Source organism: Streptomyces sp. FH025, assembly GCF_017427025.1.
In the GTDB taxonomy this organism is placed as follows: domain Bacteria; phylum Actinomycetota; class Actinomycetes; order Streptomycetales; family Streptomycetaceae; genus Kitasatospora.
Map to the genome: position 1 here is coordinate 1 of NZ_JAFLNG010000353.1, position 7,873 is coordinate 7,873.

Annotated in this window: 8 protein-coding genes; all 8 read right to left on the bottom strand. The window is 73.5% G+C overall.

Annotated features, from left to right (window positions below; all coding sequences use genetic code 11):
• Positions 1 to 364: hypothetical protein (locus J0670_RS23265; protein WP_207813593.1), on the bottom strand; the 364-nt coding region annotated here is incomplete at its 3' end.
• 128 nt (positions 365 to 492) lie between these two features.
• On the bottom strand, positions 493 to 2,190 hold the full coding sequence (gene ctaD / locus J0670_RS23270; RefSeq protein ID WP_243437396.1) for a cytochrome c oxidase subunit I: 1,698 nt from the start codon (positions 2,188 to 2,190) through the stop codon (positions 493 to 495).
• A gap of 326 nt (positions 2,191 to 2,516) precedes the next feature.
• The gene (locus J0670_RS23275) at positions 2,517 to 3,404 is read right to left on the bottom strand and encodes a virginiamycin B lyase (RefSeq protein WP_207813595.1); all 888 of its coding nucleotides are present in this window, start codon (positions 3,402 to 3,404) and stop codon (positions 2,517 to 2,519) included.
• A 92-nt stretch (positions 3,405 to 3,496) separates the two neighbouring features.
• Positions 3,497 to 4,600 carry an AI-2E family transporter gene (locus J0670_RS23280; protein WP_307806653.1) on the bottom strand — a complete coding sequence of 368 codons (1,104 nt, stop codon included), beginning with the start codon at positions 4,598 to 4,600 and terminating at the stop codon, positions 3,497 to 3,499.
• 139 nt (positions 4,601 to 4,739) lie between these two features.
• Positions 4,740 to 5,450 (bottom strand): glycerophosphodiester phosphodiesterase, encoded by a 711-nt coding sequence (locus J0670_RS23285; RefSeq protein WP_207813596.1) that lies wholly within the window; start codon positions 5,448 to 5,450, stop codon positions 4,740 to 4,742.
• Complete coding sequence (locus tag J0670_RS23290) at positions 5,447 to 5,893, bottom strand: hypothetical protein (protein WP_207813597.1); 447 nt, start codon at positions 5,891 to 5,893, stop codon at positions 5,447 to 5,449. The genes J0670_RS23285 and J0670_RS23290 overlap by 4 nt, the downstream gene beginning before the upstream one ends.
• Positions 5,894 to 5,974: 81 nt before the next feature.
• The gene (locus J0670_RS23295; RefSeq protein ID WP_207813598.1) at positions 5,975 to 6,391 is read right to left on the bottom strand and encodes a molybdopterin-binding protein; all 417 of its coding nucleotides are present in this window, start codon (positions 6,389 to 6,391) and stop codon (positions 5,975 to 5,977) included.
• A gap of 163 nt (positions 6,392 to 6,554) precedes the next feature.
• On the bottom strand, positions 6,555 to 7,739 hold the full coding sequence (locus tag J0670_RS23300) for an ROK family transcriptional regulator (protein WP_207813599.1): 1,185 nt from the start codon (positions 7,737 to 7,739) through the stop codon (positions 6,555 to 6,557).
• Between the last annotated feature and the right edge of the window lie 134 nt (positions 7,740 to 7,873).

Genomic DNA, 7,873 nt, shown 5'->3' on the forward strand with positions numbered 1-7,873 from the left:
CGGCCAGCGCGACCGCCGCCGGACGGCCCGTGCGCGGCACCGGACCGGCGTCCAGGGCTGCCCAGCGGGCGGCGGTCTCCCGCTGCTCCCCGCGCCGGTCCCACAGGGCGCGGACCCTCAGCGCCGCACCTCCGACCAGCCCGGTGAGCGCGACCTGCGCGGCGGGCTGCCAGTCGGGCACGGCGAGCAGCAGCCCGCCCGCCAGGGCCAGCGCCGCCCACCAGAGCACGCAGGCCGCGGCGGCCGTACGGGTCGAGCGGGGCCGGTCGGCGCCGGCCTGGAGGTCGGCGATGGCGGGCAGGTACCAGACGCAGCCGCTCGCGGTGAGGGCGGCGGTGCCGATGGCGAGGACGGTGTGGGTCACGGGCCGGCCTTCCTAATCGCACGGAGTTCGCGGAGTTGATGGCGGAGTCGACGGAAGAGGAGGGGGAGCCGTCCCCGCCCGCCCGGGGGCAGCGACGCGGGCGGGGACGGCGTTCAGGGGGTGCGCCCTCAGTCACCCGAGGACGGGGACGAGGAGGACGGGGACGTCGGCGCCGAGGAGGGGCCCAGGACGGGCACCCGGTGCCGTTCCGCCCGCGTCAGCGGCCGGTCGTACTTGGCCGGCTCCACGCCTTCCAGGTGCTTGGCCGGCTTCCCGGAGTGCTCCAGCACGTCCCGGGCCGCGATGTCCGGGTGGTGCAGGTCGAAGGCCGGGGATTCCGAACGGATCCGGGGCAGCTTGGTGAAGTTGTGCCGCGGCGGCGGGCAGGAGGTGGCCCACTCCAGCGAGCGGCCCCAGCCCCATGGGTCGTCCACGGTGACCTTCTCGCCGTACTTGGCGGTCTTCCACACGTTGTAGAGGAACGGCAGGATCGACAGGCCGAGCAGGAAGGACCCGATGGTCGAGATGGTGTTCAGGGTGGTGAAGCCGTCCGAGGCCAGGTAGTCGGCGTACCGGCGCGGCATGCCCTCGGCGCCGAGCCAGTGCTGGACCAGGAAGGTGGCGTGGAAGCCCACGGTCAGCGTCCAGAAGGTGATCTTCCCGAGGCGCTCGTCCAGCATCTTGCCGGTCATCTTGGGCCACCAGAAGTGGAAGCCGGCGAACATCGCGTACACCACCGTGCCGAACAGCGTGTAGTGGAAGTGCGCGACGACGAAGTACGAGTCGGAGACGTGGAAGTCGATCGGCGGCGCCGCGAGCAGCACGCCGGTCAGACCGCCGAAGAGGAAGGTGACCAGGAAGCCGACCGTCCACAGCATCGGCGTCTCGAAGCTCAGCGAGCCCTTCCACATGGTGCCGACCCAGTTGAAGAACTTCACCCCGGTCGGGACCGCGATCAGGAAGGTCATGAACGAGAAGAACGGCAGCAGCACCTGCCCGGTGACGTACATGTGGTGCGCCCACACCGTCACCGACAGGCCGGCGATGGCAACCGTCGCGGCGATCAGGCCCGCGTAGCCGAACATCGGCTTGCGGCTGAACACCGGGATGACCTCCGAGACGATCCCGAAGAACGGCAAGGCCAGGATGTACACCTCTGGATGCCCGAAGAACCAGAACAGGTGTTGCCAGAGCATCGCCCCGCCGTTGGCCGGGTCGAAGACGTGCGAGCCGAACTTGCGGTCGCATTCGAGCGCGAGCAGCGCGGCGGCCAGCACCGGGAAGACCAGCAGCACCAGGACCGAGGTCAGCAGCACGTTCCAGCAGAAGATGGACATCCGGAACATCGTCATGCCCGGAGCGCGCATGCAGATGATCGTGGTGATGAAGTTGACCGCGCCGAAGATGCTGCCGAAGCCGGACAGCGTCACGCCCATGATCCACATGTCGGAGCCGACGCCCGGCGAGTGGACGGCGTCGGACAGCGGCGCGTAGAGGAACCAGCCGAAGTCGGCGGCACCCTGCGGGGTGGCGAAGCCGGCGGCGGCGATCAGCGAGCCGAACATGAACAGCCAGTAGGACAGCATGTTCAGTCGCGGGAACGCCACGTCGGGCGCGCCGATCTGCAGCGGCATGATCCAGTTCGCGAAGCCGGTGAACAGCGGCATCGCGAAGAGCAGCAGCATCACCGAGCCGTGCATGGTGAAGGCCTGGTTGAACTGCTCGTTGGAGAGGATCTGGTTGCCGGGCCGAGCGAGCTCGGCGCGCATGACCAGCGCGAGGATGCCGCCGATCAGGAAGAACGCGAACGACGACACCAGGTACATGGTGCCGATCGTCTTGTGGTCGGTGGTGGTCAGCAGCCTGACCAGGGCCGAACCGGGCCGTTGAGCCCGAACCGCCCCTGTTGGTATGGCCTTTGGCGGTGCGGTGGGGTCGCCCTGTGCCTGGGTGGCGCTCAAGGACGCACTCCTTCGGAACGTCGTGCGAATGGATGGCGATCCATGATCCGAATGCGCCGCCCCCGCGCCCCAGGGCCGTTGGGCCCGCCCGGCCGGGGCCGCTGGGCCCGAGTTCCCGGGCCCCCACCGGGACTTCCCGACCGGGACCTCCCGGCCCGGGACCGGCCCCGGCCGGGCGAGCTGCCGCACCGTCAACCCATGGCGCCCACAGGGTTCAGCCGGGCGATCTGCCCGCGCTCCAGCGCCGCGTACACCGCACCGTCCGGTCCGACGGCGATCCCGTGCGGCTCGGCGCCCGGGCCCGGGATCGGGTACCCGTCGAGCCGCCCGTCCGGGGTGAGGACGCCGATCCGGCCGGCGGCCCACTCGGTGAACCAGAGCCGGCCGTCCGGCCCCGCCGCGATGGCGTGCGGCCGGGACTCCCGGTCGGCCAGCGGGTACTCGGTCACCCGCCCGTCCACCGCGATCCGCCCGACCAGCCCGCCGCCGATCCCCACGTACCAGAGCGCGCCGTCCGCCCCGGCGGTGATCCCGACCGGCGCGGTGCCCCCGGTGGGCAGCCGGTGGACGGTCACCTCGCCGTCCGCGCCGATCCTGGCGACGGCGTCCGCCTGGTTGAGCGTGCACCACAGGGCGCCGTCCGGCCCGGCCGCGATCATCGAGGGGAACGCCCCGGCGAGCGGCAGCGGGTGCTCCGTCACCTGCCCGTCCACGGTGATCCGCCCGATCCGGTCGGCGTTGAGCTCGGTGAACCACAGTGCGCCGTCGGGGCCGGCGGCGATCCCGTACGGGCCCGCGCCGGCCGTCGGCACCGCGAAGGAGACCGCCCGCCCGTCCACCGCGATCCGTCCGATCCGGTGGTCCCGCATCCGGCTGAACCACAGTGCCCCGTCCGGTCCGGCGGTGATCACCGCCGGACCGGATTCCGGCGCCCCCAGCCCGTACCGCGCCACCGTGCCGTCGGGCGCCAGCCGCCCGACCTCTCCGGAGTGCACCAGCGTGAACCACACGCCCCCGTCCGGCCTGACGGCGATCCCGTACGGGCCCGCGCCGGCCTCGGCCACCTCGAACAGGTCCATGCCCACCCCTCCATCACTATCGCAACTCTAGTCGCATTAGTGATGCTGTCATCCGCTCCCCGCCCACGGCAACCGGATTGCCGCCCGGGCCCTCAGCTCCCCGGCTCCCCCGCCTCCACGGGTTCCACCGGACGGCCCAGGCCGCGCAGGACCGAGATGACGCCCATGCCGGCCGCGCAGACCGGAACGGCCAGCAGGGCGCCGATGATCCCGGCGATGCCGGAGCCCGCCACGACGGCGACCATGATGGTGGCCGGATGCAGCTCCACCGTCCGGCTCTGGATGACCGGTTGCAGGATGTTGCCCTCGATCATCTGCACCGTGAGCACCACGCCGAGCGCCCACAGCGCCGTCCCCAGGCCGCCGTCGGCGAGCGCCACCAGCACGGCCACCGTGCCGGACAGGAACGCCCCGACGAAGGGGATGTAGGCGCCCATGAAGACCAGCGCGCCCAGCCCGGGCGCACCGGGCACGCTCAGCGCCAGCAGGCCGATGGTGATGAAGCTCGCGTCGATCAGGGCGATCAGGCTGGTGCCCCGCATGAAGCCCGCCATCGCCTGGAAGGCGCGCTCGGCGCAGGCGATCACCGTCTCGGCGCCGCGCCCGGGCAGGTAGGAGCGGACGGCGTCACCGGTGCGGTGGCCGTCACGGAGGAAGAAGAACACCAGGGCGAGCGCCAGCACCCCGCCGGTGATCAGCTGGGTGAGCAGGCCGAGGCCCGACAGCACGCCGTTGGTCAGCGTCGACACCAGCGAGTTGGTCTCGCCCTTGGTGTTGCTCAGCGCGTGCTGGATCTTCTCGCCGAGCGGGCCCAGCCAGGAGGCGAGCCGCTCTCCGGCCTTCGGCAGCGAGGAGGCGATCTGCGGGGCGCTGCGCACCAGGGAGTTGACCAGCAGGGCGACCACCCCGCCCACCGCCGTGACCAGCACCACGCAGGTCAGCCCGGCGGCCAGGCTGCGGCTCACGCCCCGCCGGACCAGCCAGGGCACCACCGGGTAGAGCAGCGAGGTGCCGAGCAGCGCCAGGACGAACGGCACGGTCGCCGCCCGCAGCTCGACCAGCGCGAACACCAGCAGCGAGGCGACGGCGATCAGCAGGATCACCGCCACCGACCAGGCCGCAGCCTGCCGCACCACGGGCGGCAGCATCAGGTACGGCCTGCGGTGGTCGGGCCACCTGTCGGGCGGGCGTTCCACGGACACGCCACCTCCGCCGGGGATCGTTGTCGAGGAGTCCGGACCGCCCCAGCTCAGCAGACGAGCTGACGGCCCGCCCGTCGGGTCACCCCCGAGCGGCCGAACGGACTACGGCCCGGCTCCCGGATGCCGGAACCCCTCACCGGCGGCCGTCCAGGACCGAGCGCAGCAGGGCGACCCGGTTGCTGGTGATGGAGGCGACCCCGGTGTCGCGCAGTCGGCGCATGGTGCGGCGCAGGTCGGCCGTCCAGGTGGAGACGGCGAGCCCCAGGTCCGCCGAGGCGGCGGTGAACTCGGGGGTGACGAGGCCGAACGGCGGGTTGAGGTAGCGCGGGCGCAGGTCGGCCAGCAGCGGGCGCGCGGGCATCCGGGGCTGCTTCCAGGTGAGCGCGATCTCGGCGTCGGGGGCGAGTGCGCGCACCGCGAGCATGGCGGTGGCGGGGCCACAGAAGGCGACCGTCGCCTCGGCGCCGAGCCCGGTGACGACGGACCAGGTGGCGGCGACCGGGCCGGGCTCGTCCAGGTCGATCAGCAGCCGGGGGCCGTTCGCGGACGCGACCGTCTTGATCGCCTCGGCGAGGGTGGGGACGGCCAGCTCGCCCTGGCGCAGCTCGGCCAGCTGCTCCTCGGTGACCCGGTCGACGGAGCGAGCGTCGCCCCAGAGCCGTTCCAGGGTGCGGTCGTGCAGCAGGACGGGCACCTTGTCGCGGGTGAGCTGGACGTCGACCTCGACGGCGTCGGCCCCGGCGGCGAGCGCGGACTCGACGGAGGGCAGGGTGTTCTCGCGGTACCGGTACGGGTCGCCCCGGTGGGCGACGGCGAGCACGCGGGGGCGGTCGGCGGCGTTCATCGGATCCTTCCGGCGAGCCAGGGGGTGAGGCTGTGGACGCCGATGCCCTCGCGGTAGCTGGGCTCCCCCGGGACGGTGACGATCAGCGTGGTGGACGGCGGGAAGGTGCGCGCCTTGACGTGCACCAGGTCGGACCAGACCGCGTTCAGGAAGGCCGGGACGCTGTCGCGGTCGACGTCGAAGGCGATGCCCTCGACGGTGACGGTGACCTCGTCGTGGGTGAACAGCCGGACGGTGACCGCGGGGCGGCCGTCGAACTCCAGCAGCGCCTCGTGCGGGATCGCGCCGGGCTCGCCGCCCGACGCCTCCGGGCCGACCAGTCCGGCGAAGGTCCGGTCGTTCCCGATGTCGTGCTCGGCGTGGACGGTGCGGCCGTGCCGGGCGGCCACGGCCTCGATCGCGAGCACGGCGCTCTGGGTGGTCGGCAGGTGCGGGTGTGGCATCCGGGCCTCTCGGTCGGTTCCGGGTCTCGTCGTCGGAGGAAGCGCAGGAAGCGCAGGAATCGGAGGGGGCTACGGGGGAGGCTAGCGCCGCTCGATCATCACATTGGTGGACTTGATGACCGCCGTGGCCGGAGCACCGGGAACCAGATTCAGCTCCTCCGCCGACTCCCGGCTGATCAGCGACACCACCCGGAACGGCCCCGCCTGGATCTCCACCTGCGCCGCCACGTCCCCGAGCACCACGTCGGTGACGATCCCGGGGAAGCGGTTGCGGGCCGAGGACGGGCGGCCCTCGGCCTCGGCGTTCTCGGGCCGGGCCAGCTCGCGGGCGAAGGCGGCGAGCTCGGCGCCGGGGATGATCCGGTGCCCGTGCTCGTCCCGCGCCGCGGCGACCCGCCCGGCGTCCACCCAGCGCCTCAGGGTGTCCGCGCTGACGCCGAGCAGCGCCGCGGCCTCGCCGATGCGGTACGGATTGGCGGGCACGTCGGGCTGGCCCATGTGCGACTCCTGACGGTGGTTCGGGGTACGGGCGCGCGCGGAGGTACGGAGGCGCGCGCTCCGCCCGCCATCCTGCCGCACCGGGGACCGCTTCCGGAAAGCGAGGACCGCCTACGGCTCGCCGGACCGCCACGGACCGGCCACGACCCGGCCGCCGGCTCGCTCACGGCTCTCCGAAGAGGTCCCGCCGGACGGCGTCGCCCGCGGTGAGGACGGCCCCGGCGAGCACCGCGCCGCCGCCCGCCGTACCGGCCCGCACCTCGGTGCGCAGCGGGGAGAGACCGGCGAGCCGCCGCTCCACCCGTCCGGCCAGCTCGGCGCCGCCGGCCCGGCCGATCTCGCCGCCGAGCACCACGCAACCGGGGTCGAGCACGACGCAGATGCCGGCCGCGCCGAGGGCGATCCGTTCGGCCAGCGCGTCCAGGAAGGACTCACCGGGAGCCCCGGCGGCGAGCGCGGCGCGGACGGCGGCCTCGGCGGCGGCCGCGTCCCCGGCCGGGTCGGCGGGCAGGCCGTGGGCGCGGGCGAGTTCGCAGATGGCCGCACTGCCGACCAGGCCGTGGAAGCCCCCCTCGCAGCTGTCGGCGGTGGGCAGGCCGACGGTGCCGGGGACGGGCAGGAAGCAGATCTCGCCGGTGCCGCCGGAGAAGCCGCGGCGCAGCCGCCCGTCCAGGATGACGGCGGCGCCGACGCTGAGGCCGAGCCACATCAGCACGAAGGTGTCGCGGTCGCGCGCGGCTCCGACGCGGTACTCGGCCCGGCCGGCCAGGTTGACCTCGTTCTCCAGGATCACCTCGGTGCCGGGCAACTCCCGCAGCTCGGCGAGGAGTTCGGCGTGCCAGCGGGGCAGCTGGCCGGTGCTGTGCAGCCGCCCGGTGGCCGGGTCGACCAGGCCGGGGGCGCCGACCGCGACGGTGTGCAGCCGCTCGATGCCGGCGCCGCGTACGGCCTCGCGCAGGACCTCGACGATCCGGGCGGCGGTGTCGGGCGCGCCGTCGTCCTCGACCGGGACCTCGGCGGTGGCGAGGGTGCGCCCGGCGAGGTCGGCGACGACCAGGGAGACGCCGCCGGAGCGGACGTCGAAGGCGGCGAGGTGGGCGCGGGAGGCGACCAGGGCGTAGAGCCGGGCGTTGGGACCGCGCCGCTGTTCGCCGCGTTCGCCGACGACGGCGACCAGGCCGGTGCGCTGGAGGCGGTCGAGCAGGTCGGCGACGGTCGGCCGGGAGAGGCCGGTGAGGTCGCGCAGCTCGGTCGCGGTCAGGGGGCCCTGTTCGAGCAGGAGGTTGAGCGCCAGCCGGTCGTTGATCGCCCGGGCGGTACTCGGAGTGGCCGTACGCGCGGTGGTCATGGCCGTTCATCCTTCCAGAGTGTTTCTATCAGGGTCCCTTCCTGATAATTTATCGAACCATCCGGACGGCCGCCTCCACCGCGCGGGCCGACCGGCCTGCACGTAGACCACCCACAGGGCACCGTCGCGCCCCG